The sequence below is a fragment of the Aerococcus sp. UMB7834 genome (assembly GCF_030215145.1).
In the GTDB taxonomy this organism is placed as follows: Bacteria; Bacillota; Bacilli; order Lactobacillales; family Aerococcaceae; genus Aerococcus.
This window is the reverse complement of the sequence record NZ_JASOLI010000012.1, coordinates 15,355-40,699: the sequence shown is the minus strand read 5'-3', so window position 1 is coordinate 40,699 and position 25,345 is coordinate 15,355. Positions and strand designations below refer to the sequence as shown.

Genomic DNA, 25,345 nt, shown 5'->3' with positions numbered 1-25,345 from the left:
TATTTTCATTGAGTCCTTACATAAATTTAGTTATTGTTTGAATATAGCTTAATAATATGATAAGTTTTTCTTAAAAGGAGGAAGAAGTCATGTTAAAAATTGCGGTATTTATTAAAGATCCTGTTTTCAGGGAAAAACTTGTTGAGATAATTAAAGGCTATATTATGATTAACGCTTGGGACATCGAAATTACAGTACAAGAAGATGTTATAGAAAAATTTTTAACAAACTGCTCTAAAGAAGCATTATCTTCTTCCCTTTATTTTTTTGATTTAGATGCTGTAGATACTCTATCCGAACAATTAGATTTATTAATAAAAGTTAGAAAACAGGACCCACACGGCTATATTGTCTGTATGGGGGAAGATGATAGTAATCTAGATAAGATCATTAAGCATCATATAGAACCTTTAGATTTTATTTTAAAATCAGGTTTAGAAATAGATGCGAAACAGTATTATGGATGTTTAGAGAGCTATTACTTAAGGCAATTTGATGGGGAGGATACAGAAAGAGAACCAGTTTACCTAAAAACATTAGATCAAGTCATTTTTTTACACCCCGCACAAGTCTTATTTTTTGAAACCTCAGATCGATCGCGGAAAATCAAGTGTCATTTTATTGAAAATAAAGAAGAAAAAATTATTGAATTTACAGGAAAATTGAAAGATATTGAAACATGGTCTAGACATTTTTTTCGAACGCATCGGTCTTATGTGGTTAACTTAAATTATATCCACAGTTACCAAGAAGAGAATAAGCTGATTAAGTTAGTAAATGATGTATGGATTCCTATTAGTTATAAAAATCTGGGTCATTTGAAAAATAGTTTTGACGATAGGGATATATTATAAGGAGACTAAGTAAACGATCAGTGCATGGGCAAATTTTAGTTAAAAATTTGCCCATGCACTTTTAAGTAACTAGGGTAAAGAGGCTTTTAATGAAATTAAGTGCAAGTTTTATGGCTTATGATGCAGTGGAATTCTATTCCAGCTAGTTCACTGCAAGATATAGCTGTTCACTGCATTTATAAGGATTTAATAGGGATTTATGCTAACATGAAGATAAAGAAAGCGCTTAATATATTTTGCTAAGAAAGGAGAGCTTATGGAAGTCGAAATTAAACATCTGAGTAAGCGTTACAAAGGAAATGATTTCTATTCCCTTAAAGATGTCAACTTATCGATACAGGATGGTGATATCTTAGGTCTCATTGGCAAGAATGGGTCCGGCAAGTCAACCCTCCTTAAGATTTTGGCCAAGGCACTTCGTCCGACTGAAGGCCAAGTTATATTGGATGGGGAAGATTTATTTGCTCGACATGGACGTTTAGACCGTTGTGGACTCCTGATTGAGACGGTCTTCTACCCCCAACTGACCGTTGAGGAAAATTTGAATTTCTTGATTGAACTTCACCATGATGAAGCCTATCGAAAGAATGTACGTCCTTTGTTAGAATTGGTTGATTTGTGGGAGCGCCGTGAGGACAAACCCTCGAGTTTTTCTTTTGGGATGAAACAGCGCTTAGCCTTGGTTATGGCTCTGGTGAATGAACCGGACTTTATTATTCTAGATGAACCTTTTGTGGGTTTGGATCCTTTAGGCGTTGAGAAGTTGATTGAAGTCCTGCAAAAAGCAGCGATTCAAAAAGAGACGAGTATGATCATTTCCAGCCACCAGCTCAATGAATTGAAGGCCATTTGCAATCGCTATGTCTATATCGATGAGGGGCAATTAACGCAAAGCTTTGGCCAGGAAAGTGATGGCTTGCATTTAATCTTGAGTCGAGAAATTGACTTGGAAGATTATTTAAGCCCAGAATTGCTGGCAGTAGCAGAGCTTTCGGATGACAGACGAACCCTTACCATTCAGGTCCAGGCGACTGGAGACCAACGCAATGCATTATCGCACGTTTAGCCCAAGACCAACTGATCCAGGACATGCAGCAAGGCAGCGGCTTAGATTCTTATTTTAAGGAGGGACGCTAAATGGGACACTTAATGAAAGGCCAGGCACATTTATTTGCTAAGGAGAAGGAGACCTGGTTATTTGTTGCTTTTGCAGCTTTCCCTCTGTTATTACTCATTGTCCGACTATTCAATACTAATTTTATGCAACTTTCAGCTGATCCAGGATCGATGGACTTTATGACTTTTTTTGAGGCAGTTGTCTATGTGCAGTATAATTTTGGCCTTCCTACCATCGCTTTGATTTACTTGGTAGCAGTTAATGTCGGGGATGAGATTCGAAATAAGATCCTCTACCTCTATAAGGATATTCCTAAAGGCAAGCTATTATCGGCCAAGCATCTGACTCTAGTCGGTGTCTATGGCCTTTATGTACTCCTCACTTTCCTAGCCTGTCTGATCACTTACTACACGACTTTGATTCGAGAAGACTATGCTAGCGGAGCATTTATCGGAGAAGTTTTTTGGACAGAAGATGCTTTGAATGCGGTAGGGATTTTCTTGATGAGTATTATTATCATCTATCTGGCTAGCTACCTTTCCATTCACTTCGGCAATGGTTTGACGATGACTATTGGTGTGCTTTTCTATCTATTTTCTTTAGTTGCCTCTAGTATTAATTTTACCCGATTTTTCTTTCCTACAGGCTTTGTTGCCTTCTTTGAAAAACAGAATGCAGGTTTTGTCCTCCTCTTAATGTTCCTTTGCTTCTTTATTTGGATAGCAATCCTAAGATTTTTAGCAGGAAAAGCTTACCAGAAAGCCGAATATTAGTCTTAGATAAGATAAAACAACCGCCCAACTCGGTCTTAAGCGATCGAAGTTTAGCGGTTGTTTTGCTTTTATTTGACCAGGTCCTTGGCTAGTTCAAAGCAGCCGATGGTAGCAGCGTTATCTTCAAGGCCAGGGGTTTGGATGTAAGTGTTGACGTCTGGGGTATCGATGTAGTCATTGACTAGTTCCTTGAACTGGCGGTGGATGCGGTCAAGGAGGTGGGATTGTTTCATGACGCCACCGCCCAGAATGATCTTCTCAGGCCTTAAGATTAGGCTGGTGTTGTAGGCGCACTGGGCCAGGTAGTAGGCTTCGATTTCCCAGTAGGGGTCGTTTTCAGGGATTTCAGATCCTGCCAGGCCGACCCGGTCTTCGATGGCGGGACCGGCTGCCATGCCTTCCAGGCAGTAGTGGTGGAAGGGACAGTTTCCGGCATAGGGGTCGTCAGCGTGGGACCGGACCAGCATATGGCCCATTTCGGGGTGGCTGAAGCCCTGGATGAAGTGGCCGTCCTGGATGGCGCCGCCCCCGATGCCGGTGCCGATGGTATAGTAGACCAGGCTCAGGCAGCCTTGGCCCGCGCCAGCCTTGAACTCTCCGTAGGCTGCGGCATTGACGTCCGTGGTCCAGGCGATGGGGAGGTCAAAGTCTTGCTTGACGCGACCAACGAAGTCATAGTTCTGCCAGGCTAGCTTGGGGGTAGAGGTAATGTAGCCGTAAGTGGGCGATTCGGGATGGATATCGATGGGGCCGAATGACCCGATCCCAATGGCTTGGAGGTCCTGGGCATGTTTTTGGAAGAAGTCAGAGACCTGGGCCAAGGTTTCTTCGGGTTCGGTGGTAGGGAAGCTTACCTGGTCGAGGATATTCCCCTGGTCATCGCCGACTGAGCAGACGAACTTAGTCCCGCCGGCTTCGATTGCTGCATAAGTCATGTCATCGCACCTTTCTCTTCTGGATTAACTTTATTCTAACATCTTTCAACTCAAAAGGGGCCAGCCAGGGGCCCCTGTTTATGGATTTACTATTACACGCTTTACTATAATAGACTAGCTATTCATGAATATTAAGCACTTCTTGGTCGAGGGTGATTTTGTCTTCGTTTACCACTTGGATGTCTTGGTAGTCCGCGGTATTGGTAATAATTTCCATCACGGTGGGGTCGTAGCCGGCTGCCTTGATGGCCTCGATATCGAAGTGGCCGAGTTCTTGTCCCTTGCTTACCTGGTCGCCTTGTTCGACTAGGCTTTCGAAGCCTTGGCCTTCTAGGTTGACGGTGTCGATACCGATATGGATGAGAATTTCAACGCCTTCCTGGGTCTTGATGCCGTAAGCGTGCTGGCTGTCATAGGCGACGGTAATTTCACCATCTGCGGGGGCGTAGACGGTCCCCTTATCAGCATCGATAGCCAAGCCGTCACCCATCATTTTCTGTGAGAAAACGGGGTCGTTGACATTCTCTAGGGCAATGTATTGGCCGCTAGCTGCTGGGCCGATACTGATGATAGAGGAATCCTCGTTTGAAGAGTCTTCTTCTTGGCTTTGACTCTCTGCTTCACTTGCTACAGCGGCTTCTTCTTGGGCGGATGTTGCCCCGACCGCTGCGGTTTCAGCTGCGGGTTGGGCTAGTTTTTTCCGGCCGTAGAGATAGGTGAAGGTGAAGGAGAGGACTAGGCTCAGGACCATGCCGATGAGGAAGGGACCCCAGGAGTCGGAACGGATGGAGATGAAACCGATCAAGCCGGCTGATCCCATAGCGCTCGCCAGGACATGGAAGAAGCCGATGAAGGCGCTGGCGATCCCTGAAGCGATCATGGCACAGAAGAAGGGGAAGCGGAGCTTGAGGTTGACCCCGAAGATAGCGGGTTCCGTGATGCCCAACATGGCAGAAACACTGGAAGCGGAGGCCAAGTTTTTCACCTTGTCGTCCTTGGTCATCAACATGACCGCAAAGCAGGCACCACCTTGAGCCAGGTTAGCCATACAAGCGACAGGGAAGATGAAGGATCCTCCTGTCTGGGCAATGTTGGCGATGAGGGTGGTTTCGATAGCGGGGAAGCTCTGGTGGAGTCCAGTAATGACGATTGGGGAGTAGAAGGTCCCGAAGATCCCTAAGCCGATTGCCCCTGTGGTTTGGTAGAGCCAGACTAGGCCATTGGTTAGGCCGTCCGAAACGGTCCGCATGATAGGGCCGACCAGGACGAAGGTGAGGAAGCCCGTGATGATGAGGGTCAGCATAGGGGTGAAGGTGAAATCAAAGGCCGCTGGAATCTTCTTATGGAAGAATTTTTCCAGTTGGGCGAGGATCCAGGCCACGGCTAGGACGGGAATAACGGATCCCTGGTAGCCGGCTTGGGCCACATTCAGGCCGAAGATATTCCAGAAGGGCATCTCGCCTGCTGCGGCTACATTGGCGACGTCATAGCCATTGACCAATTGGGGCATGACCATGGCCATCCCCATAGCAGCTCCCAGGTAGCCATTGCCGCCGAAACGTTTGGTGGCGGAGAAGCCGATTAGGACGGGCAGGAAGGCGAAGGGGGCAGAGGCAATGAGGTTGACCATGTCCACCAAGTCGGCCAGGGCGGGGTAAGTCTCGATAACAGACTTGGCCCCGAAGAGGCCTTCTGCCGTGAGCACATTGTTGAGAGCCATGAGCAGGGCGCCCCCAACCAGGGCAGGGAGAACTGGGACAAAGATATCCGACAGCACCTTGACGAAGTCCATCAGCGGATTAGACTTACCCTTGTCTTGGGCAACCGCCTTGAGTTCTTCGGTCGAGGTTTCCTTAGCATTGGTTAATTGGGCGAGTTCAGCGTAGACCTTGTCAACATCCCCCGCTCCGATAATAATCTGATACTGACCATTTACCGAGAAGGTTCCCTTGACTCCGGGATTATTATCCAGGGCCTCCTGGTCGATTTTATCTTCGTCTTTGAGCACCAAGCGTAGACGGGTCGCACAGTGGGCGGCGGCCTGGATATTATCCGTGCCCAGCGCTTTCACAACATCTTCAGCAACTTTTCTATGGTCCATAAGTAATCTCCTTCCTTGAAAACGTTTTACTTGCCTTATATGATACGCGGAATTCACAAAATGTCAAACGTTTATCATAAAAAAATCAAATTATTTTAAATAGGGAAAAGAACAGCTGTAAATAATCAATTAGAGCCTGTTAAACGATTGACAGGGTAAGCGATTTCAGCTATGCTTATTTAAAAAAGAAAGCGAGTGATGGGAATGGAAAGGATCAGAGAGTGGACACGGGAATTGCGCTATACCCCTTATGCGGACTGGCCTAAGGGTTACCAAGACTCCTTGCGCAAGTCCCAAGCGGTATCAGACTGGCGGGCCGCTTATCATATTCAACCAGCAGGGGGGCTTTTGAATGACCCCAACGGTTTTTCGTATTTTAATGGGCAATGGCAGCTCTTCTACCAATATTACCCATATGGACCGGTCCATGGCCTGAAGTCCTGGTACCATATGACGTCTGATAACTTGGTCGATTGGCAAGACCAGGGGCTAGCCCTCCAACCAGATACGCCATACGATTCCCACGGGGTCTACTCGGGCTCAGCCCTGCCGGTGGGTGACAAGCTTTTCTTAATGTATACCGGCAATGTTCGAAATGCTGATGGGGGCCGGGAGACCTATCAGATGGGGGCTTGGCTAGACCAAGAAAGCCAGATTGAAAAGATCGACCAGGTCTTGATCCACCAACCCCAGGGCTACACGGCTGACTTCCGCGATCCTCAAATCTTCCGCCACGACGGTCAGTACTGGATCTGCATCGGGGCTCAGACAGTCAACAAAGAAGGCCGGGTCCTCATGTACAAGAGTGATGATCTCCTCAACTGGGAGATGGCTGGGGAATTGGACCTGGGCCAAGCTGATCTGGGCTATATGGTGGAGTGCCCCAACCTAGTCTTTATCGACGACCAGCCTGTTCTTATCTTCTGCCCTCAAGGCCTGGACCAGGAAACGGAGGCTTACGCCAATATTTATCCCAATATGTATATCGTGGGGCGTGCTTTCGACTGGGAGAACTTAGCTTTTGTCGATCCGAGTCCCATGCACTTAGTTGACCAGGGCTTTGACCTCTATGCGACCCAGGCCATCCAAGCTCCAGACGGGCGTGTCCTCGCTGTGTCTTGGTTGGGCCTTCCGGATATAGCAGCAGTGACGGCCGAGGAAGGCTGGGCCCATTCCCTGAGCCTGGTGAAGGAACTGACCCTAGTGGACGGACGCCTCTACCAGCGACCTGTTGACGAGCTGCATGTCTTGCGCCAAGACTCGCGCGACTTTAGCTTGGACCTAACGGAGGCGCGCCAGTCCTTGCCGTCTCTATGCGCGGGCCAGCAAGAAATCCAAATCCACCTAGAGCCAGGCAGCCGAGGACGTTTAGAGCTCTTTGCTTCGGCTGAAGCTGAGGGAGCACTCGTTTTAGCTTTTGATTTAGAGGCTGGCCAGCTGACCCTGGAACAAACGGCAGCAGGTGTGCGGGCGCCGTCTGCTTATGGCTACCAGCGAACTCTTGACTTGCCATCTGGCCGGGCCCTGGATCTGACCCTCTACCTCGACCATTCTTTGTTGGAGATTTTTGTCAATGGCGGGGCAGAAACGCTGACAAGTCCAGTCTATCCACGGTCTAAGGAGGCAGGCCAGACCTATATCCAAGGAAGTGGCCAGGCTTCGGGTCAAGTCTGGGCCTTGCGTGCTATGAAAAGCTAGTTTTTCGATTAAATATAAATAGAAAGAAGTGACAAGATGGCGGTGAAATTAACAGACGTTGCTGAGCGGGCGGGAGTGTCTGCCACCACAGTTTCTCGGGTGATCAACAACTATGGCTATCTGAGCCAGAAGACCATCGACAAGGTCCACCAAGCCATGGCCGACTTGAACTACCAGCCCAACCAGCTGGCCCGGTCTCTCCAGGGCAAGGGGACCCATCTTATTGGGGTGATTATGCCCAGCGTGGCCCACCCCTTCTACGGCGAGCTCGTTGACCAAATTGAAAAGCTCCTGTCTGAGCGCGACTACCGGATGATTCTCTGCGACAGTGCCGACGACCCTGATAAGGAGAAGGCCTACCTGCGCATGTTGGTCGCCAATCAGGTGGATGGCATTATTGCGGGCGCCCATAACCTGGGTATTGAGGAGTACCATACCATCCAGGCGCCGGTCGTCTCCTTCGACCGTTACTTGTCTGACCGCATTCCTATTGTAGGAAGCGACAACTACCAGGGGGGCGAATTGGCAAGCCGTTTCTTAGTGGACAAGGGCTGCCAAAAGATTGCCTGCCTGACTGGGTCCCTGGCTTCGGATTCACCGACTAATGACCGGCTGGCCGCCTATGAAGCCGTGATGGCAGAAGCGGGCCTAGTCAAGCAGGTCTATTCCTTCTTGCCCAGCCAGTCGCCCCTGGTCAAGCGGTCTGAAATCAAGCGCCTGCTTCAGCAAGAGACTTGGGATGGCGTCTTTTGCACCGATGACCTGACCGCGCTTTTGGTCTACCAGGAAGCCCAAGCTCTTGGGATGCGCTTGCCTGCTGATTTGAAGCTGATCGGCTATGACGGCAGTCAATTGATGCAGGATTATTTCCCCTACCTGACCACCATCGTCCAACCCATCGCCGCCTGTGCGGAACAATTGGTTCACCTGGTCTTGGACCAGATTGACCAGGGGACAAAGATGAATGCTCCAGCCCCAAATTACAAGTATCCCGTTTCAGTTTGGACTGGGTCAACAGTCTAGCTGGCTATTAGAGATCTAAATTATAAGAAGAGAGTGTGACAAAAGTCGTTCAGGCCTGAACCACTGGAGCGAACTATGTCCAATCGTTTGCAAACGATTGGACACAGTTCGTGAAGTGGAGGTCAGGTCTGACTTTTGGAGCAGATTTTTGAAAAAAGGTTCGTTGTTTAAAAAGAGGTTGGAACTTTTGTCCCAGCCTTTTCTCTTCTTTATTGGATATCGGTCTGGTGGGGCTTTCGAATGGCGTCTCGGTTAGCAAGTAGCTAGTAGCTGTCTGTGTTCAGGATCTATGAGCGCAAATAGCTGACACGAATTTGTGTTCAGGGTCTATGAGCGCAAATAGTTAGTACCTATTTGCCTTCAGGAGCCCCGAGTGCTAGTTAGGATCAATCAGCAATTCAAAGCTCCCCACCCTCTTGCTCACACCTTGTCTAGTCAGGTTCGCAATTCCAGACTTGAAGTGACTTCACCCAAGCCTAAGCGCCAAGTCTCACACCCTGTAGTCGGGTTCGCAAGAGCAGCTTTGGAGCGCTTTCGCAAGTTGGAAAGGTGCAAGCGGGGCTTGCCCTTATTCCAACTTACTCCAAGCCTCCAAAGCTAAGCGCTCTTGCTCACGCCCTCTATACATTTACCTAATCCTTACCGAATGTTTACAGAGTATTTACATGCTTCTGTTATAGTTAGTCTTAGTTAGGCTTTTAGTAACAATAAAAGACCGATTAATTTGAAGGAGGAATCAGACCAGGTGAATTGGGATAGTAAGTTCAAGAAAGTTGGCCTCTTGCTGACGTCTGTGTTTGTGTTAGGAGCGTGTGCTGAATCTGGGAATATTGCAGAGGAAGCGCCAGCTAAGGATGCGGTTGAGGAGAGTGTGGCTTCTAGCGAGTCCGCTTCGTCAGACCAAGCTTCTGAAAGTTCTGCGGCGTCTTCAGGGTCTAAGGAAGGTGAAGAGTCCGAGGAAGTTGACCCTGTCTATGGGGAAGAGAACGGCTTGGATTTAATTGAGCTCCAGGATGAGAAGCCAGAAGTGGCCCCTGTTCCTGTCAATAATGAGCCCAACCGGATTGCAACCAACCTTTTAGAAGAAACTAATGATGCGATGGGCTTCAACTGGTATACAACAGACCAGATGCCAGATGCTAAGGTCAAGGTATCTAAGTTAGAGGATATGTCCAATCCGCTTGAATTCGCTGCAGAAGCGACTGAAGTAACTTCTGAATACGCGGAGCGCGACAAGGATGGCTACTATATCTATGCAGCAGCCACTAAGGATGAAGACGGTAATTTCATTGTCGACGAGAACGGGAAGCCAGAAGAAGTTGAAGGTTACTTCACCAACGAACAAATCACGACCGATAATACCGAATGGACTTCTGAAGGGAGCTCCTTAGGTTACTTGGAACTCCAAGATGTGACCGAATACTCCTACAAGGCTGAAGCGGATGACCTTGAGCCAGATACCCAATATTACTACCAAGTGGGTTCTGACGAGGGCGGCTATTCTAAGGTTGGTTCCTTTAGAACTTCTGGTGAGAAGGGTGAACCTTTCCAATTTATCCACTATACGGATACCCAGAATGCTTACTGGAATGCCAATGTCAATAATGAGGCGGCTTACGGGGCAGACACCCTTGCCCATGCCCTAGAAGTCGCACCTGACGCTGACTTTGCCCTCCACACTGGGGACTTCGTTGAAGTGGCAGAAGTTGAAGACGAATGGGTAGATAACTTGGATATGTCCCAAGACCAAAACCTTCACTTACCCCATGCCTACACCCCAGGTAACCACGATGAATACACCGTTCTAGGGGACGAAAAGGACTTAACCGCCTTCAATGAGCATACCAATGTGCCGATTACCAATGATGCCATGACCGGGGGCTCCTACTATTCCTACGACTACAATGGTGCTCACTTTGTGGTCTTAAATACCAACGACAATAAGGAATCGGAAGATAATCCCGAACAAGGCGCCATCGGTAAGGAACAGATGGAATGGGCCAAGCAAGATATTCAAGAAGCTCGTGATAATGGGGCTAACTGGATCGTCTTGGCCTACCATAAACCCATCTACTCAGCTTCCTACCACGCCCTCCAAGATGAGGACGTTCAAGTGACCCGGGAAGAATTCGCTAAATTAGCGGATGAGCTCGATGTGGATGTGGTTCTCCAAGGTCACGACCACAACTTAACCCGGACCAAGTCTCTGGTTTACACCTCTGATAACTTCTCTTACGGTGAGGTCGAAGACACCGAAAAGACAGAAAAAGACGGCGTGGAATACCATGTGAATCCTGAAGGGGTCACCTACATCATCCCGAACACTTCTGGGACTAAGGCCTATGATGCCATCTATATGAAGGGAGCTGACCATGTCCATAAGGTCCGTCCTAAGTTAGACTGGATGACCGAAGAAGATGTTGAGCTCTGGAACGGCCTCTTCGATGTGGCGAAACAACCGGATGAGTCCCCTAAATTTGACCACAAACACGAAAACTACCGTCAATCCCAAAACCAAAACTTCGCGGTTTACACCGTCACCGAAGATGAATTCTTGATCGAATTCTACCAAATGGACGGTAACCTCCACGAAGGGGAAGAACGTACGGTTGAACTGGTTGATTCTTACGGGATTAAGAAAGACCAAAAATAAAATGAGTCTTTAAGTCGGAAGCTGCGGATGAGCTGTCAAGTAGCGAAGCAATAAAATAAAGGGAATTGGGCTTTTGTCTCAGTTTCCTTTTTTTATCTTGTGAAATTCTATAGCCGCAAAACTTTGGCCTACCAGGCAATACTTGTGATAAACTCAACTTACTTTAAAGCATATTTTTCATGTGCTTTTTTATTTTTAAAAAAATTCCTTTCAATTGTTTTAAGCGCTGTCTTTTGCTATGATAAGGGTGCGAAATGGGGATGAAAAGGAGGAGGCAGAAGTTTCGTAGTGCATTCCTGAACAAGGAGGCTTTGTGCCCTAGTTTGCTGAGACTTAGAAAGTAAAACCTGATCAAAATGGTTTTTACCAGATGAGTGTAAGGGCTGTCCAGGTTTTTGCTCTAATAATCAGTTAACTAGAAGGGGAATGCTAGGAGTGTCATGTCGCTTAGTTAAACTATGAACCAAGCAGGGACACTAGACATGTTGGCCCTTTTTGCATCGTTATGGAAGCGTTAGAGAAATGGAGGAAAATAATGAAGAAATTAGTGAAATGGCTAGTGAGCTTGGCTGCTTTGCTTCTTGTACTGACAGGCTGCGGCAACCAAGAGTCTAGTCAAGGAGAGGCAGATAATACCAGCAGCGAGGCTGAGACGAGCCAGGCTGCAGATGGACAGACCACTCTGAAGATGCTCGTTCCAGGTTATGATTCTGGCTATCTTAAGGATGAGTTGGATTCAGCCATTGCTAAGTATGAAGAACAAAATCCTGAGATTAAGATTCAAGTGGTACCAGCTGGCTGGGATGAATTGAACTCAAAAATTGTTCAACTTTACCAAGCTGGAGATTCGCCTGATATCTTAATGATGGGTTCACGTTCTATTCGTCAATTCGTGGAAGAAGGCGTCTTAGAAGACCTGACCCCTTATATGACTGACGAATTCAAAGAAACGCGGATTGAGAATGTGATGGACACTGCCAAAGTAGATGGTAAACAATACGGGATTCCACTGGCTTTGAGTTCGCGTGCCCTCTTTTATCGCTCAGATCTGATCGACAAGGCCCCTGAAAACTGGGATGAACTCTTGGCAACAGCTAAACAAGTTCACGATGAGCATGACATGTATGGCTTTGCGATTCCAACAGATGTTACCCACGGGACCGATGAAATCCTAAACTTCATCTACCAAGGTGGCGGTCGGATTATTGACGATAAAGGCCAATTCGTAATTAACAGCGAAGAAAACGTTAAAACTGGTGACTACCTCAAACAATTCGCAGATGTGATTCCTGATGCTGTAAGTACAGGTCGGAATGACCAAGTTGAAATGTTCAAGAACGGTGACCTGGCTATGTTTATCTCTGGTGGCTGGGAGAAAGAAGAAATGGATAAGGGACAAGACAAGACCCCTTATGCGGTTGCTGAAATTCCAGAAGGACCAGAACGGGCTGTAACCTTGGTAACCGACTCTTATGCCATGTCTTCAATTTCTGAACATAAAGATGAAGCTTATAAGTTTATTGAATTCTTAGGTCATGAAGACCAACAACGTCCTATCAGTGAAGCTTACAACTGGTTGCCTGTGCTTAAGCAAGAATTGGGTGATGAGCGCTTCAAGACCGACTTCATGCAACCCTTCCTTAGCATCTTAGATGCGGGTATTCCTGAACCTCAAGTTTCTAACTGGGATACCTTCAATAAGGCCTTCACCATTGCCTTCCAAGAAATTTTAACCGGTCAAAAGACCCCTCAAGAAGCTTTAGACCAGGCACAAGAGGAGGCTAGCAAGTAATGAAACAAGCGCGGATGACGCCTTACTTGCTGATTCTGCCTTGTGCTTTACTTTTAGTATTGCTATACGGTTATCCGATTGCCTTAACCGTATGGCAATCTTTTAATGAGGTTAATGTTTTCACTAATGTATCGGAATTTGTCGGTCTCGGGAACTTTAAGGAAGTCATGACGGACTCCAATTTTAGCGATACAATGGCGATAACGTTTAAGTACACGGTAGTGACGGTCTTGTTGAAGATGGTCTTTGGCTTTGGCGTCGGTTATCTCCTGCATTCAGAGATTTATTTCAAGAAAATATTTACCTTCTTAGTATTGATTCCTTGGGCTATCCCCCAAGTCGCTGCTGGGACCATCTGGCAGTGGTTATTGGATAACCAATACGGCTATATTAACTATTATCTGATGGAATGGAATATTCTATCCGAGCCGATTCCGTTTTTGTCCCGTCCAACGACAGCTTTTTATAGTGCTAGTATTGTCGATACTTGGATGGGGATTCCCATGTTAGCCATGATCTTTTTAGCCGCTCTTGAGGCAGTGCCGAAGAACCTCTACGAAGCGGCGGCTATGGACGGTGCAGGGAAGGTTCGTCAGTTCTTTGATGTGACCCTACCAGGCATTCGAGGCGTTCTCTTGACGACCCTGGTTTTAGTGACGATTTGGACCTTCAACTCCTTCAATGTCATTTATGTGCTGACCCAGGGTGGCCCGATGCGGTCAACAGAGACCTTAATCATTCGGATCTACCAAGAGGCCTTTAGTCGTTTTGACTTGGGAGCTAGCTCAGCCTTAACTGTGATTGCAGTGATTATTTTAACGATTCTAACCGCACTGTATGTGATGGGAGGGCGATCACGTGACTAAAGAAAAGCTTTTTCGGACGCTTTTAATTTTATTCTTTGTCTGCCTGTCACTTTTCCCTGTATTGGTTTTACTTAACACCTCTTTACAGACTTATGAGCAAATTATTGCCTGGCCACCTTCTTGGTTTGAAAACTTGCAATTTGGCAATTATGCCCAGGTCCTTGGTGGCGAGAAGTCGATCATACCGGCCTTTATCAATAGTTTGATTGTGGCTTCCTGCACCATGGTCGTGTGTTTACTGGTGGGGATTTTAGCAGCCTATGCCCTGACCCGCTACCGTTTCGTGGGGAAGACAGGTTTTCTTTTAATGGTGGTTGCAACGCAGATGTTTTCTTCCGTTATCTTGGTCAATGCCATGTATGTGATTTTCAGGCGCTTGGGGCTTTTGGATAGTCTCTTTGCCTTGGTGGTGGCCAATACGGCGACGGCTCTACCACTCACTGTTTTCCTTTTGTATTCATATTTTTCTCAGGTAGCGATTACCTATGAAGAAGCGGCTTGGATGGACGGCAGTAGTCGTTGGCAGGCGATTTGGAATATTCTCTTGCCCATGTGCTTGCCGGGAATTGTGACAGCAGCTCTCTTTGCCTTTATCACCGCCTGGGGAGACCTGGTCTATGCTAAGACAATGGTCATTGCCCCTGAATTGCGGACCCTGCCCCTGGCTTTGACTGACTTCCGTGATCTTTACAAGACAACCTGGGAGACTCAGATGGCGGCCTCTGTCGTCACGACCCTACCACCATTCTTGATCTTCCTAGTGATCCAGAAACACTTGGTGCGGGGGATGAGTCAACAGGGATTGAAGAGTTAAAGGAGACCAAAGATGAGTGAAATTGAATTAAGAAATATCAGTAAATCCTACGATGGGAAGACCTATTCCGTTAAAAATTTAAAGCTCAAGATTGAAGAAGGGGAGTTCATTGTCCTGGTGGGGCCTTCCGGTTGCGGGAAGTCGACCACCCTGCGGATGATTGCGGGGCTCGAAGCCATTACTTCAGGAGAGCTCCTGATCGCCGGCGAAAAGGTCAACGATAAGGCGCCTAAGGATCGGAACTTGGCCATGGTTTTCCAGGATTATGCCCTCTACCCCCACATGACGGTCTATAAGAATATGGCCTATCCCCTTAAGATGGAGAAGCTGCCTAAAGATGAGATTGACCAAAAGATCCAAGAGGCCGCCCGCTTACTGGGGATTGAAGCCTATCTTGACCGCCGCCCTAAGGAATTGTCCGGGGGTCAAAAGCAACGTGTCGCTTTAGGACGAGCCATTGTGAGACAGCCCCAAGCCTTCTTGATGGATGAGCCCTTGTCCAACTTGGATGCTAAGTTAAGGTCCCAGATGCGCTATGAGATCTCCAAGCTCCACCGTCGTCTACAAACTACCATGATCTATGTGACCCACGACCAGACGGAGGCGATGACCATGGGGGACCGGATTGTGGTCATGGACCAAGGTGAAGTCCAACAGATCGCTTCACCGACAGAAATTTATGAAGACCCAGCTAACCGCTTTGTGGCAGAATTCTTGGGAACCCCAAAGATGAACTTTATCCCGGCCCGGGAATTAGCCCAGAGCTTGGTCGATATTCCTGCGCCTTTAGTTAACCAGACAGGTATTGATTTTGGTATTCGACCTGAAAACCTGAGTTTAAAAGATGGCAGTCGTTACCGGGTGTCTCTGATTGAAAACCTCGGTGGTAGCCTCTATGTCTACCTGGATCATCAGCAATTCCCCGACCAGCATTTAATTATTGAAATTCCAGCTAAGGAAGCTGTGGAAGAGGGGAAAACTTATGACCTTGCTGTTGATGATTGGCAGAAGGTGAGGGCCTTTAGCCAGGAGACGGCTTTGGCTGTTGAAATCTAAAAATGAAAAAGGACGCTCCAGCTTATTGGTCGTCCTTTTTCATTGTTTTTGCTGACTCGGATAGGGTATGCTAGTAATAATCAAGTTTTGAAATGAAGGAGAGATGGTTATGTCCCTAGATCTGACGGAAAAGTTGATTGATTTTATTGAGAAGTCTCCGACGGCTTTTCATGCGGTGGCGGAGATCCGGCGCCGGCTTTTGGACCAAGGTTTTCAGGAGCTGACGGAGGCAGAAGATTGTCACTTGGCACCTGGTCAGACTTACTTTACGACCCGCAACCAGTCTAGTCTGATTGCCTTTAAAGTGGCTGAAGATACCCAGAACTATGCCTTTAACCTGGTGGCTTCGCACTCGGATTCGCCCCACTACCGCTTGAAGGAGCGGGCAGAGTTGAAGGATGATAAGTATTTGCGCTTAAATACGGAGCCTTATGGAGGGATGATCGCCCAGTCCTGGCTTGACCGTCCCCTGTCTTTGGCGGGCCGTGTCTTGGTCGAGGAAGAGGGAGGGATCAGCAGCCGGCTCTTGGCCTTTGACCGCGACCTAGTCCTTATTCCGAACTTGGCTATCCACATGAATCGGAAGATGAACCAGGGGGTGGCCTTGAATCCGCAAGTGGATATGATCCCCCTCCTGGCTGGTAAGAAGGCACAAAAGGGGGACCTCAAAGCTCTGGTGGCTGAGGAATTGGACCTGCCAGCTGACGCCATCCTGGATATGGAGCTGAGTCTCTACCACCGGATGCCTGGGCGGATTTGGGGTGCCCACAAGGAATTCTTCTCGGCTCCCCAATTGGATAACTTGGCTTCTGCCTTTACCACATTGGCTGGTTTTCTCGAGGCGAAAGCTCACCATCCCCAAACAACCAGTGTCTACGCCTGCTTTGATAATGAAGAGGTGGGGAGCGGGACCAAGCAAGGGGCCTTGTCGACCTTCCTTAAAGATATCCTGCGCCGGATCCACTTTAGTCTAGGAGGCGATGAGGCTTCTTACTACCAACGCTTGGCTTCGAGCTTCCTCATCAGCGCGGACAATGCTCATGCCATCCACCCTAACCACCCTGAAGTGATGGATGAAAGCAATTATCCGGAGTTGAATGCTGGAGTAGTGGTGAAGACCCATGCCGGTCAGAAATATACCTCGGATGGGGTCAGCCGGGCCCTTATCAAAGTCATTGCTAAAGAGGCCGGGGTCCCCCTTCAATTCTTTGCTAACCGTTCGGACCAGGCTGGCGGATCTACTTTAGGTAACCTGGCCATGCAGCAGGTTTCGGTGAATGCGGTGGATATTGGCCTGGCCCAGCTTGCCATGCATTCGAGCTATGAAAGCGCGGGGGTCGATGATCCAGCTTACATGCGGGATCTCATCGCTGCTTTCTACCACTACCGCCTCCGTCAAGATGGTCAATCTGGCTTTAAACTTGACCGCAAGTAGACTTAACCAATCCGACCAGCTAAGACTTCTTTGATCATCCAAGCCACGCCGTCCTCTTGGTTGCTAGGGGCTAGGGCACTGGCCTGGGCTTGGACAGCGGGCTCAGCATTGCCCATGGCATAGCTATGTCCCGTGACGGCGAACATAGACAAGTCATTGTAGGAGTCACCGATGCTCAGGACCTCATCTTTTTGGTAACCGGCTTCCTCTAGGTACTTGGTCAAAGCCTGGCCCTTGCTTGCCTTAGCCTGGGTGATTTCGACATTGTGGCGGCCTGAAGATGACAGGGTGAGGAGCTTGTCCCCAGCAAAATGCTCGCGGAAGCTTTGGCGGAGGTCTTCCTGGTCTGTGAAGAAGATTAGCTTGAGGAAGTCCTGCTGGGGCAGATCCTTAAGTCTGCCTATGTCTTGGATGAAGGCCCTGGCTTGGTCAAGTTCAATAGAAGGTGTTGGGATACCTGCTTGTTGGTGGCTGGCGGTTTGATCTTTGAGAAAGCGGATGATGCCTGCTTGATAGCGGTCGGGATCGGTGGTGTAATAGCAATCCTGGCTGACCAGGGAATAGCGAACGTCTGCCTGGTTGAGGAACTCGCACATAGCGACAACCTGGTCCTGGGGCAGGGGCAATTGGCTTAAGGCTTGGCCTTGGGCGGAGGAGACCAGGGCCCCGTTGAGGTTAATCATAGGGACCTGGAGCCCCTGCATGCCGATAATATTCTGGGCCGCCGCATAGCCTCGCCCTGTCACCGGCAAGAATTCGATCCCCTCTGCGATGGCTTGGTGGATGGCCCGGTGGGTTTGGGGGCTCATAATGCCTTGGTCTGTGAGCAGGGTGCCGTCAATATCAGAAGCAATCAGTTTTATCATCGAATCCTATCCTTTCTGAAGAGAGTGTGATAAAGGGATATTTTTATTAAGTATCTAGTCTTCTTTTCCAGTTCTATCTTAAGATAAACTGTCTAACTTGTCAGCAAAAACTACTGGAGCCGAGAAAGTTTTGAACTTTCTTTCTCAGAACTTTAGGCCTAAACTAGGGGAGACTTGAACGAGGTCTAGGGGGCAAGTGCATACAAGGATAATGCTAGATTTTCTCAGTACAAACGATATTCATCAGCTTCCTTAGCCCCTCTTAGATTTTCTTTTAAAGTTAAGCGTCAGTCTAATGGAGGACTGGCAGCTAGTAAGGAAGGCTATGTTCTGACTTATGCGAAAAAGTCGAGCGCCTAGTCGACTTTTTTTGTTGTTTGATGGGAGATAAGGGCCTTTATTTTAACTTTTGTCGGGGGCTTGCTATAATGAAGGTATAAGTAAGCGCTATAGTATTTGTTAGAATAGGAGAGATCATGATGAAAATGACAAAGTTTGCTAGCAAGTTACTCTTGGCTTCCAGTGTGTTCCTCTTGGCCGCTTGTAGCCAGGACAGTGCACAGAATAATGAAGCGGGAAGCATTAGCCAGGCCGATACGACTAGTCAAGCAGGGGAGACAGCAGCCGATAGCCAAGCCGATGCAGCCAAAAGCCAAGACGGCAAAGATGATGCTTCATCAGCGAGCTCCAAAGATGCTGAGGATGGGTCGAGCGACCAGTCCAGCGAGTCTTCTGACCAAGAATCTGCAGACGGCACAGATGTAACTGTCCAAGGCTCTGCCCAGGGGGATGATTATCCTTATGGCGTCTCTGCTGAAAATGTCGGCGCTATAAGTTTTGTGATTCCCCATACCGTAGCCAATGCGCCACAGAATATTAACTTGGATAACAATGAAGGCTATGTGAATATTCCAGGCCAAGGAAATTTTGCCATGCAGATCAAGCAGGTTCCAACCAAGACCATCCAAGTCTTCTCTGCCCAATTGCCTGGTCAAATCCGCGACATCAAGGTAAATACGGTTGTTGAAGTGGATAATGACCAAGCGGACTTCCCTAAAGAATGGTATCTCTATTATAATGAACAAGGTGGTATTTCCTTAGCAGCCCCTAACTTTGCTGGGAACACGACTGCTGACCAAGCCGATACCATGCAAGAATATTTGAATTAGGAGATGTTGAATGACTTTTGAAGCAATTTTACCCCAATTAAAAGACGGCGCCCGCATTATCCGTGAGGGCTGGTCGGGGGCCGAAGAGTATGTGTGTTATGTTGCCGGTCAGGAATATGAGGGCCGTCCAGTGACCCCTTATTTCTTGATTGCGGTGGCGGGAGAAGGTTTTAGTGTCTTTCAACCGACTGTTTGCGATCTTTTAGCTGAAGACTGGCGTTTGGTTGACTAAGATGAAATCTTTTCAAGCCTTTAGCCAAAGAAAGTCACTCAGACAGCCGCTTAAGGTTCTGGTAACGGGGGCTGCTTCTGGAATTGGCCAGGCCCAAGCCCAGGCCTTTCTTGAATCTGGCCACCAGGTCCTAGCTGTCGACCGAGCACCGATGGATTGGGCAGAAGGGCAAGACCAAGTGAGAACCTGCCAGCTGGACTTAAGCCAGGCTACGGCCCAGACAGTTATCGCTGAACTTTTGGCGGACTGGGGGGCTCTGGATGTCCTCTGCAATACGGCGGGTATCTTAGACGACTACCTGCCCCTAGCTGAAAGCAGTCATGAGCTCTGGCAGGAAGTCTTTCGGACCAATGTGGACAGCCTCTTCTATGTGACCCAAGCAGCCCTACCTTACCTGTTAACGGCACCCAGTTCACGGGTGATTAACATGGCTTCTATTGCAGGCCTGACTGCGGGAGGTGGAGGGATTGCTTATACGGCAGCCAAACACGCTATTGTTGGTTTTACCAAGCAACTTGCCTATGATTACGGGGCTGGTGGTCTTCGCGCTAATGCTATTGCACCAGGTGCGGTGGCCACACCAATGAATGCCAAGGATTTTCAAGAAGGCGCTGAGCTGGCCCAGTGGGTAGCAGACCAAACGCCCGTCAAGCGTTGGGCCGATCCAGAAGAAATTGCCTCCTTGACCCTGTTCTTAGCCAGTGATGGGGCCGACTATATCCAAGGCGCCGTGATCCCCGTTGACGGGGGCTGGCTCATCCGCTAAGCTAAATCATAAGAAATCGAGCGTAAAGGGTTGACAAGTGTAGACCAACCCTTTACACTTTAGTTGTAAAGTTTACAAATGTAGACGATAAAAAGAAAGGAGCAGGATTAGATGACAAAAGCAAGCTATCCCATTATTGGCATGTCCTGCGCTTCCTGTGCCCAAACGATTGAACGCGCGGTCAGCGGGATGGATGCCGTTGATGAAGCTAATGTCAACCTAGCAACAGAAAAATTAACCGTAAGTTATGATGATAAACGCTTAAGTCCCAAAGATATTGCAGCGGAGGTTGCCGATGCTGGTTATCAATTAGAATTGGCAGAAGAGAAGGAGACTTTTGCTATTACGGGCATGTCTTGTGCTTCTTGTGCCCAAACAATTGAAAAAGCTGTATCTGATTTGGACGGCGTAGAAACAGCAAATGTTAATTTAGCAACAGAAGAGATGCAGGTAGCTTATGATAGTGATCATCTGACCTCCCATGACATTGTTCAAGCCGTCGAAGCTGCGGGCTACCAGGCTCAGACCAAGTCAACGGTTAAGCGAGAAGATAAGCAAGAACGTAAAGATGCACAGATTAAGCATCTGTGGCGCCGTTTTGTTGGGTCAGCCATCTTTGCGGTCCCTCTACTTTACTTAGCGATGGGGGACATGGTTGGATTACCAGTACCTAGTGCCCTTGATCCCATGGCCCATCCTTTAGCCTTTGCCTTGACACAGTTAGTCTTGGTTCTTCCAGTAATTGTCTTAAATCATGAATTCTTTACGACAGGTTTTAAGGCACTCTTTAAAGGCCATCCTAATATGGACTCCTTGGTTGCCTTAGGGACAAGTGCAGCAGTCCTTTATAGCTTGTTCTCGACGTGGAAGATTAGCCAAGGCGATGCTTCTTACGCTATGCGTCTCTACTATGAATCAGCAGGGGTTATCCTTACTTTAATCACCCTTGGTCGTTATTTCGAGAATGTGTCTAAAGGAAAAACTTCTGAAGCTATCCAGAAATTAATGGACCTAGCACCAGATATGGCCCGTCTGGTTCGTGAGGATGGTCAAGTCGTTGAAGTAGGCGTAGATGAATTACAACCAGGTGATATTTTACAAGTACGTCCTGGTGAAAAAATTCCAGTCGATGGTGAAATCATTAAAGGGCAATCAGCCGTTGATGAATCGATGATTACAGGGGAAAGTATGCCTGTAGATAAAAAAGTTGGCGACTCAGTCGTTGGAGCCTCTATTAATAGTAATGGGAGCTTCCAAATGAAAGCTAGCAAGGTCGGCGAAGACACCAGTCTAGCGCAAATTGTTCGCTTAGTGGAAGAAGCCCAAGGTTCTAAAGCACCAATCGCACGTATGGCAGATAAGGTATCGGGTGTTTTTGTACCAATCGTTATTGTCTTAGCCATCCTCTCTGCTCTGGCTTGGTGGTTAATTGGTGGCGAATCTTGGAACTTCGCGATTACTATTCTTGTTTCCGTACTGATTATTGCTTGTCCTTGTGCCCTCGGCTTAGCGACTCCAACTGCTATTATGGTGGGTACTGGTAAGGGAGCGGAGAATGGTGTTCTCTTTAAGAGTGGGGATGCCCTCGAAACCGCTCAAGAAGTCACAACTATTGTCTTTGATAAGACAGGGACAATCACAGAAGGTAAGCCGGTTTTAACCGACTTAGAAACATATAGCGATTTGAGCCAAGAGGAAGTTCTCAGATTAAGTGCGTCTGCTGAGCAAGGGTCAGAACACCCACTCGCTCAAGCGATTATTGAAGGCGCCCAAGAGGCTAATCTTGTTTTAGAAGATACCGAAAACTTTGAAGCCCTAAGTGGACGTGGTATCCACGTTCGTTTGGCTGAGCATGATATTTTCCTTGGTAATGCTAAATTAATGGCAGATCAAGGCATTGCTATTGGCGAAGCCCAAGCACAAATGGACCGTTTAGCAGCCGAAGGGAAAACACCGATGCTACTAGGTCGTGACCAAGAATTATTAGGCTTAGTTGCAGTGGCAGATACTGTGAAGTCAGATAGTCAAGCAGCTATCGATGCTCTTCATGAGATGGGGTTGAAGGTAGTCATGCTGACCGGAGACAACCGTCGAACCGCAGAGGCGATTGGCCGTCAGGTCGGTATCGACCAAGTCATTTCTGAGGTCTTACCGGAAGATAAGACACGTGAAGTAGCTAAGCTACAAGGCCAGGACCATAAAGTTGCCATGGTCGGGGATGGTATTAACGATGCCCCCGCTCTAGCGCAAGCTGATGTTGGTATCGCCATTGGTTCTGGTACAGATGTTGCTATTGAATCAGCGGATATTGTGCTGATGCGTTCTAGCTTGCTAGATGTTCCGACAAGTATCGAACTCAGCCGGGCTACCATTAAGAATATCAAGGAAAATCTTTTCTGGGCCTTTGCTTATAATGTGCTGGGGATTCCAGTTGCTATGGGCCTCCTCCACATCTTCGGGGGACCACTCCTCAATCCAATGATTGCAGGGGCAGCAATGAGTTTCAGTTCCATCTCTGTTCTACTGAATGCCCTTCGTTTGAAAAGATTTAAACCATCGAATCAGGAGGTGAAAGCATGATTCAGACTTATCAAGTATCCGGCCTCAAGTGCCAGGGATGTAAAGAAAATGTTGAAGAAGCTTTAAGTCAAGTCTTCGGCGTAGAAAGTGCCGAAGTCGACCTCAACCAAAAACAAGTCACAGTAAGTGGTGACTACGAAGTCGAAGACTTAAAACAAGCTCTAGCTGGGACTAATTACCAGTTGGAAGACTAGTGCTATTAAAAGAATAAGCGCCAGACACTATTGTAGCTCCCAAAGCTTGGATCCTTCAGCTAAGCTTTTAGGAGTAAGGCAGTCGTGTTGGCGCTTTTTTATTTGACTTGCTTGGGTGTCTTGGTCCAATCATCCAAGCCTCACACCTTGATAGTTGGGTTTGGTCGCGCGGAAGTGGCTCCTCTTCACAAAGCACTGTCGAAGACTTTTAGTCTTCTCGGTTGCTTTTCTCCAGAGATCCACTCCTACCCGCGCGCCCTCACACCCTGATTCAATATTCCCATATGTTTTGAACGGAAAGTCTGATTTGTGATTGGCTTCATTTATTGCTATAATTCGAGTGATTAGTATATCTTTTTTAGGAGGAAATCTTATGAATTATTTGAAGAGACAGCCTTTCGCTATGTCTGGCTTAATTTTGGCGCTAGCGACTTTGGGTAACTTACTTCAGTCTTACGGGGCGGGGATTCGCCTGGTTTTGGGTGGCCTTGCTTTGCTTCTTTTTATGGCTTATACCTTGAATTTATTTGTGAATTATTCAGCCTTTAAAGAAGAGATGAGTGCCCCCCTACCAGCTTCTGTCTTTCCGACTTATCCCATGTCGATCATGTTATTATCAACTTATTTAACGCCTTTATTGAAGCTACCAATCACGTTAGCTGAAGTGATTTGGTATGTAGGTTTAATCTTTAATTTAGTTTTAGTGATTCGTTATCTCGCACGCTATCTTCCCCAACGCAAAATGAATGTCGTCTTTCCTTCTTGGGGGGTTGTTTTTGTTGGTTTTGTGGTGGCTAGTGTGACGGCCCCTGTTTACGATAACTTTTTCTTGGGACAGATTTTGTTCTGGTTTGGTTTAATTGGAGGGATTGCCGTGATGCCTTTTATGCTCTACCGGGTTTATGGCTTACGCGACTTGCCTCAACCTGCCCAGCTCACAACGGCGATCTTATGTGCGCCTTTCTCCCTCTTAGTAGCTGGTTATGTGAATAGTTTCCAAGAACCTTCTCACTTGCTCTTGGCTATTCTCCTAGTCTTCTCTCAGCTGCTTTACTTCAGCATCTTGGTCCAACTTCCTCGATTGATTCGTCTAGGTTTCTTTCCTACCTCAGCAGCTTTAACCTTCCCCCTCGTCATTTCGGCTCTCTCTTTGAAATTAGCCCTGCCTGTTTTGGGATGGAATAATGCGCTGACGAGTCTGCTTGTATTGCTGGAGACCGTAGTCGCTATAGCTATTGTTGCCTATGTTCTCTATGGCTATATGCGCTTGATCTTTAAGTCAGAATAGGCGACCGCTGAATGACTAACAAAAAAGGCTTTGGCCCCTTCTAACTAAGAAAGAAGGGATTCCAAAGCCTTTTTAGTATTTAATTTATAGTGCTCTAGGGTTCTTGATAATAATCGGTTGTGGATCTTCAACACCTTCAGGAAGAACCAGACCGGTATAATCTTTCCAGACATAAGGTGGGTAGTAAATTAATTCACTCCCACCAGTGCGAGCAAATTCGAGAGCTTCGTGAACAATCACTTCATGCATGTGGTAGTCATAGGCACTTGAGAAAGTTTCTCCAAGTGGGGCATCGACAATATACATGCGCGGTGGACGGATCCTTTCAGCAATATGAGGGAAATGTCCGACAAGAACGGTTCTTATCCCACGGCTTTCGATTTCTCGAGCGACCAATCCCACGGACTGGTGACACATAAATCAGCCAGGCGAGAGGAGCACCAAGTCCACTTGGTTTTCTTCTAAAGTTTCAGCAATTTGTTTAGCTGTTACTTCAATCAGCACATCAACGCGTGGGACGTGTCCCATCCAGGAAATATTGACTGGTGAAATTTCGCCGATGATATTTTTTTCAGCCATATAGCGAAGAGTTTTCAAAGGATAGACAACATCAAGATCGCGGTGGGCAGCCTGATTCGGATAACGGACGTGACTGATGGTCAGATCTCGGTAATCAGCGTCTCCTGGGATAATACGGTAAGAGGCATCTCCTGTAAGAATAAAAGGTTTATCCGTTCTAAGGTGGACACCGGTAGAAGCGGCAATGGCGACACGGAGATCGGATAAGGGTTTATCAATCACCGGTGCGATTTGTGGTGCTTGTCTCCAAGTGAGGGTCATTGCCTCCAGATTATGAGACTTTGCGGTTTGCGCTTCAATCGTTTGACGATCATGATTGGTGGGCATCGTTGAATCAACATGTTTCATGCGATCACCTCCTTAATAATAAGCCATGCTTTCACAACTAGTGCTAGTATAGTCGAATGCTTGGTCAGAGTCAATTAAAGCTTGGGACTGAATTAGGCAAAGAAATGAATATTTGCTATAATTGTGAATGAATGACACAAGTCTTATTTCAATAGAAAAGGGTGGCATTAATATGAGTCAAGGCGACGTAGAAAAAAAATACGATT

22 protein-coding genes are annotated in these 25,345 nt (G+C 47.5%); 17 read left to right on the top strand and 5 right to left on the bottom strand.

The window, feature by feature from the left end:
* The first annotated feature begins 89 nt into the window (after window positions 1-89).
* The 3 genes from QP339_RS08995 to QP339_RS08985 all read left to right on the top strand — a co-directional run bounded on the left by QP339_RS08995 (window position 90) and on the right by QP339_RS08985 (window position 2,744).
* Window positions 90-854, top strand: coding sequence for a LytTR family transcriptional regulator DNA-binding domain-containing protein (locus tag QP339_RS08995; RefSeq protein WP_284911232.1), 765 nt, complete (start codon window positions 90-92; stop codon window positions 852-854).
* Between the two features lie 256 nt (window positions 855-1,110).
* Entirely contained in the window at window positions 1,111-1,920 is an 810-nt protein-coding gene (locus QP339_RS08990; RefSeq protein ID WP_284911231.1) for an ABC transporter ATP-binding protein, read from the top strand.
* A gap of 71 nt (window positions 1,921-1,991) precedes the next feature.
* Window positions 1,992-2,744 carry a hypothetical protein gene (locus tag QP339_RS08985; RefSeq protein ID WP_284911230.1) on the top strand — a complete coding sequence of 251 codons (753 nt, stop codon included), beginning with the start codon at window positions 1,992-1,994 and terminating at the stop codon, window positions 2,742-2,744.
* 68 nt (window positions 2,745-2,812) lie between these two features.
* Here the strand turns inward: QP339_RS08985 and QP339_RS08980 are convergent, their stop codons facing one another.
* Together QP339_RS08980 and QP339_RS08975 are read right to left on the bottom strand one after the other, a co-directional pair.
* Window positions 2,813-3,679, bottom strand: coding sequence for an ROK family protein (locus QP339_RS08980; RefSeq protein WP_284911229.1), 867 nt, complete (start codon window positions 3,677-3,679; stop codon window positions 2,813-2,815).
* Window positions 3,680-3,797: 118 nt separating this feature from the next.
* On the bottom strand, window positions 3,798-5,780 hold the full coding sequence (locus QP339_RS08975; protein ID WP_284911228.1) for a sucrose-specific PTS transporter subunit IIBC: 1,983 nt from the start codon (window positions 5,778-5,780) through the stop codon (window positions 3,798-3,800).
* A 198-nt stretch (window positions 5,781-5,978) separates the two neighbouring features.
* Between QP339_RS08975 and QP339_RS08970 the strand changes: the two genes are divergently transcribed.
* The 8 genes from QP339_RS08970 to QP339_RS08935 all read left to right on the top strand — a co-directional run bounded on the left by QP339_RS08970 (window position 5,979) and on the right by QP339_RS08935 (window position 17,117).
* On the top strand, window positions 5,979-7,478 hold the full coding sequence (locus QP339_RS08970; RefSeq protein ID WP_284911227.1) for a sucrose-6-phosphate hydrolase: 1,500 nt from the start codon (window positions 5,979-5,981) through the stop codon (window positions 7,476-7,478).
* Between the two features lie 36 nt (window positions 7,479-7,514).
* Entirely contained in the window at window positions 7,515-8,501 is a 987-nt protein-coding gene (locus QP339_RS08965) for a LacI family DNA-binding transcriptional regulator (protein ID WP_284911226.1), read from the top strand.
* A gap of 745 nt (window positions 8,502-9,246) precedes the next feature.
* Window positions 9,247-11,154 (top strand): purple acid phosphatase family protein, encoded by a 1,908-nt coding sequence (locus tag QP339_RS08960; RefSeq protein ID WP_284911225.1) that lies wholly within the window; start codon window positions 9,247-9,249, stop codon window positions 11,152-11,154.
* A gap of 535 nt (window positions 11,155-11,689) precedes the next feature.
* Window positions 11,690-12,946 (top strand): ABC transporter substrate-binding protein, encoded by a 1,257-nt coding sequence (locus QP339_RS08955; protein ID WP_284911224.1) that lies wholly within the window; start codon window positions 11,690-11,692, stop codon window positions 12,944-12,946.
* Window positions 12,946-13,812 carry a carbohydrate ABC transporter permease gene (locus tag QP339_RS08950; protein WP_284911223.1) on the top strand — a complete coding sequence of 289 codons (867 nt, stop codon included), beginning with the start codon at window positions 12,946-12,948 and terminating at the stop codon, window positions 13,810-13,812. Before QP339_RS08955 ends, QP339_RS08950 begins: the two co-directional genes overlap by 1 nt.
* Window positions 13,805-14,626 carry a carbohydrate ABC transporter permease gene (locus tag QP339_RS08945; protein ID WP_284911222.1) on the top strand — a complete coding sequence of 274 codons (822 nt, stop codon included), beginning with the start codon at window positions 13,805-13,807 and terminating at the stop codon, window positions 14,624-14,626. The genes QP339_RS08950 and QP339_RS08945 overlap by 8 nt, the downstream gene beginning before the upstream one ends.
* A gap of 12 nt (window positions 14,627-14,638) precedes the next feature.
* Window positions 14,639-15,682, top strand: coding sequence for an ABC transporter ATP-binding protein (locus tag QP339_RS08940; protein ID WP_284911221.1), 1,044 nt, complete (start codon window positions 14,639-14,641; stop codon window positions 15,680-15,682).
* Window positions 15,683-15,791: 109 nt separating this feature from the next.
* The gene (locus QP339_RS08935) at window positions 15,792-17,117 is read left to right on the top strand and encodes a M18 family aminopeptidase (protein WP_284911220.1); all 1,326 of its coding nucleotides are present in this window, start codon (window positions 15,792-15,794) and stop codon (window positions 17,115-17,117) included.
* Between the two features lie 2 nt (window positions 17,118-17,119).
* Here QP339_RS08935 and QP339_RS08930 read toward each other — a convergent pair whose 3' ends face one another.
* The gene (locus QP339_RS08930) at window positions 17,120-17,983 is read right to left on the bottom strand and encodes a Cof-type HAD-IIB family hydrolase (protein WP_284911219.1); all 864 of its coding nucleotides are present in this window, start codon (window positions 17,981-17,983) and stop codon (window positions 17,120-17,122) included.
* Window positions 17,984-18,462: 479 nt separating this feature from the next.
* On the opposite strand from QP339_RS08930, the gene QP339_RS08925 reads away from it, so the two are divergent.
* The 6 genes from QP339_RS08925 to QP339_RS08900 all read left to right on the top strand — a co-directional run bounded on the left by QP339_RS08925 (window position 18,463) and on the right by QP339_RS08900 (window position 24,212).
* Window positions 18,463-19,152: a hypothetical protein gene (locus QP339_RS08925; RefSeq protein ID WP_284911218.1), complete on the top strand. Its 690-nt coding sequence runs from the start codon at window positions 18,463-18,465 to the stop codon at window positions 19,150-19,152.
* Window positions 19,153-19,162: 10 nt separating this feature from the next.
* Complete coding sequence (locus QP339_RS08920; protein WP_284911217.1) at window positions 19,163-19,384, top strand: DUF2829 domain-containing protein; 222 nt, start codon at window positions 19,163-19,165, stop codon at window positions 19,382-19,384.
* Between the two features lies 1 nt (window position 19,385).
* Complete coding sequence (locus tag QP339_RS08915; RefSeq protein WP_284911216.1) at window positions 19,386-20,150, top strand: 3-oxoacyl-ACP reductase; 765 nt, start codon at window positions 19,386-19,388, stop codon at window positions 20,148-20,150.
* 111 nt (window positions 20,151-20,261) lie between these two features.
* Window positions 20,262-22,730, top strand: a complete 2,469-nt coding sequence (locus QP339_RS08910) for a heavy metal translocating P-type ATPase (protein ID WP_284911215.1) — start codon at window positions 20,262-20,264, stop codon at window positions 22,728-22,730.
* Window positions 22,727-22,924, top strand: a complete 198-nt coding sequence (locus QP339_RS08905) for a heavy-metal-associated domain-containing protein (protein WP_284911214.1) — start codon at window positions 22,727-22,729, stop codon at window positions 22,922-22,924. The genes QP339_RS08910 and QP339_RS08905 overlap by 4 nt, the downstream gene beginning before the upstream one ends.
* Window positions 22,925-23,297: 373 nt before the next feature.
* Window positions 23,298-24,212: a TDT family transporter gene (locus QP339_RS08900; protein WP_284911213.1), complete on the top strand. Its 915-nt coding sequence runs from the start codon at window positions 23,298-23,300 to the stop codon at window positions 24,210-24,212.
* Window positions 24,213-24,296: 84 nt separating this feature from the next.
* On the opposite strand, the gene QP339_RS08895 is transcribed toward QP339_RS08900, so the two are convergent.
* Both QP339_RS08895 and QP339_RS08890 read right to left on the bottom strand, forming a co-directional pair.
* Window positions 24,297-24,629, bottom strand: a complete 333-nt coding sequence (locus tag QP339_RS08895; protein WP_143236727.1) for a hypothetical protein — start codon at window positions 24,627-24,629, stop codon at window positions 24,297-24,299.
* A gap of 3 nt (window positions 24,630-24,632) precedes the next feature.
* On the bottom strand, window positions 24,633-25,139 hold the full coding sequence (locus QP339_RS08890; protein WP_284911212.1) for a glycine/sarcosine/betaine reductase selenoprotein B family protein: 507 nt from the start codon (window positions 25,137-25,139) through the stop codon (window positions 24,633-24,635).
* Window positions 25,140-25,345: the final 206 nt, after the last annotated feature.